This window comes from Ferroglobus sp. (genome assembly GCF_015521575.1).
Lineage (GTDB): Archaea > Halobacteriota > Archaeoglobi > Archaeoglobales > Archaeoglobaceae > Ferroglobus.
On sequence record NZ_WANY01000267.1, the window covers coordinates 1 to 2,921 of the forward strand.

General features: G+C 43.5%; 3 protein-coding genes. 2 read left to right on the top strand and 1 reads right to left on the bottom strand.

Annotated features, from left to right (window positions below):
- Positions 1-86: 86 nt before the first annotated feature.
- Positions 87-755, bottom strand: a complete 669-nt coding sequence (locus F7C14_RS10725; RefSeq protein WP_290902775.1) for a phosphoribosyltransferase — start codon at positions 753-755, stop codon at positions 87-89.
- A 59-nt stretch (positions 756-814) separates the two neighbouring features.
- Between F7C14_RS10725 and F7C14_RS10730 the strand changes: the two genes are divergently transcribed.
- Together F7C14_RS10730 and F7C14_RS10735 are read left to right on the top strand one after the other, a co-directional pair.
- Positions 815-1,147, top strand: a complete 333-nt coding sequence (locus F7C14_RS10730) for a hypothetical protein (RefSeq protein WP_290902777.1) — start codon at positions 815-817, stop codon at positions 1,145-1,147.
- Between the two features lie 27 nt (positions 1,148-1,174).
- The coding region (locus F7C14_RS10735; RefSeq protein ID WP_290902780.1) for a DEAD/DEAH box helicase at positions 1,175-2,921 on the top strand (1,747 nt) is incomplete at its 3' end.

Here is a 2,921-nt window from a genome sequence, read left to right on the forward strand (position 1 = left end):
CTTATGAAGTTTGCGGTTAAATTAAACCGCTCAAATTTAAGATACGCTCCTGCTTTTTCAGGTAAAACTACGAAACTCCCTTTTTGCTATTTCAGGAACTCCAGCATTTCCTCATCGCTAACATCGTGCCACTCCAGATAGGCGTCTGCCACAGCGTACGGATAGATATCCCTCAAATTCACGCAAAATATTCCATCGCAGCTCTTGGAAATTAGGTTAATTGCATGGGAGGAGGCTGTTGGGACAGCAACGTAAACTCTATCGTAAAACCTCCTTGCGCTTTTTATCGCTACGAGCATTGTGTATCCGGATGCCAGTCCATCGTCAACGAGAAAAGCGTTTTCGTTTCCGTCTTTAAGCAAATACCTCTCGGGAATGATTTTCAACCTCCTTTCAATTTTTTCCCTCGTCCTCCTTACTTGCTCCTCGACGACATCCTCGCTGATTTTATAGTAGCGAATGGCACTTCTATTTAATTCGAGGTCTCCGAACATGCTCAACGCTCCAAAGCCCGCTTCGGTTGTCCAGGGAAATAGGATCTTTGAAACGAGCAGGATCTTCAATTTCAAGCCCATTTTTTTAGCCATTGCCCAAGCTACTGGAACTCCTCCGGCTGGAATAGCAACGACGTCCGTCTTATCTCTATCAACATCAAAATGTTTTTCGATTAAATCGGCGAGTTTCTCTCCGGCATCTATCCTATCTTTGAAAACTCCGAACCTGTTGCGATATTTTTTCCCCTCAATGACAAACATACAAACAAACCAAGCGTTGGAGGTGTAAATTTTTACTGCCGGTAGATAAAGGAGCGTACATGGAGGAGGTTAAGGAGAAGATTCTTGAGGCATTCAGAATTGCAAGAGAATCGAACGAAAGGCCTTGGGAACTGCAGGATAAATTAAGAAAAGTTTTTCCCTCTGTTATAGCGGTGGGAGACGATCTGTCCTTTACTGTTAAGCTCGAAAGGAATGTTACCGTAGATGAGGAGAAGATTTTGTCCCTTGGGGCGAAAAAAGTGAAGATTTACCCATTCAAAAATGCTTACAGATTTAAGAGGGGGTTTATAGCTGTGGAGGGAAAGTTTTTGAGGATAAGCAGAGAAGTCGACGAGAGAATTCTGAGGGAGTTTTTGGATGCATTAAGTTAATAAATTCTCCTCGTAATCTTATGGGTAATGAACGTTGACACCCTTTCGGATTATCTTTCTAAGTATGTCGTCGAAATTCTTAAAAAAAAGGGAATCGAGAATCTTTATCCACCCCAAGAGGAGGCTGTGAGAAAAGGCTTGTTTTCGGACAAAAATCTGGTCGTTGCAATTCCAACAGCAAGTGGAAAAACGCTCATTGCTGAGTTGGCGATGGTCTATGAAGTTATTCGCGGGGGAAAATGCTTATACACGGTTCCTTTAAGAGCTCTTGCTGGAGAAAAATTCGAAGAATTCTCTAAGTGGGAGGAAATTGGAGTAAAAATCGGTATATCGACGGGAGATTACGAAAGTAAAGATGAGTGGCTCGGGGAATGTGACATAGTCGTCACGACGTCTGAGAAAGCTGATTCTTTACTCAGAAACGAGGCAAGCTGGTTGAAAAAGCTAAGCTTGCTTGTTGTCGATGAGATACACCTAATAGATTCCGCAAAAAGGGGAGCGACCCTTGAAATACTCATAGCGAAACTGAAAAAATTGAACCCCAATTTGAGAATAATCGCTCTCTCCGCAACAATTCCGAATGCTGATGAGATTGCTGAGTGGTTAAATGCCGAGTTGATTAAAAGCGAGTGGAGACCAACACCCCTCTACGAATACGTTTTCTATCCGGGAAGACTTTTAAAGTTCGAAAACAGTTTTTTGAGGGAAATCAAAGCCGAAAGCTCTATTGAGAGGCTTATAGTGAAAACCCTTGAAGAGGGTGGACAGGTTTTGGTTTTCGAATCCACGAGGAGGAATGCTGAGAGCTATGCCGTTAAAATTTCGGGGTACACGAAGGAGTTCGTTGAGGATAACAGCGATGTTGCCGAAAAGGTTCTTGAGGAAAATGAGGGGGAGATGAGCAGAAAGCTTTCGGAATGCGTTAAGCTGGGAAGTGCCTTTCACCACGCCGGATTGTTGAATTCCCAGAGGGTTGCAATAGAAAAGGCTTTCAGGGAAGGAAGGATAAAAGTTCTCGTCGCCACTCCGACTTTAGCAGCTGGAGTTAACCTTCCAGCAAGAAGAGTCATTTTGAAGAGCTACAGACGTTACGACTCCGGAGTTTACTCTCCGATAATGGTGAGCGAATACAAGCAGATGGCTGGAAGAGCCGGAAGACCCGGTTTAGATGAGTACGGGGAAGCTATAATAGTGACAAAAACAAGGGAGGAGGCTTTGAAAGTTGCTGGAAGATATCTGGCTGGTGAGCCGGAGAGGGTAATCTCAAAACTTGGAAGCGAAACCCATTTGAGGTTTCACACCCTCTCGTTGATATCCGAAGGAATTGCCAGCAGCTTTGAAGATTTGCTCGAATTCTACTCAACGACGTTTTTCGCCTATCAGAACGAGTTCACTTTGGAGTGGGAGATAAGAAGGATAGTCCTCCAGCTTGAAAAGTGGGAGATGATCGTAGAGTACGCTCCCACCTCTTTCGGCAAACTTGTTTCGAAGCTTTACATCGATCCCCTTTCGGGATTCATATTTAAAGAAGAGTTATCGAAATTTGATGATCTTTCCGACTTGGCTATGCTCCACCTAATTTGCAGAACTCCGGATATGGAACTTCTCAGTATTAGAAAAGCAGACAGCTGGATAGAGAACGAGCTTGAGAATTTAAGAGAAGAACTGACTTACTACCCTTCAGTTTACTCGGCAGATTATGATTTCTTTCTGAAGGAGTTTAAAACTGCTTTATGCCTTTACGACTGGATAAACGAGAGAGACGAGGATTTGA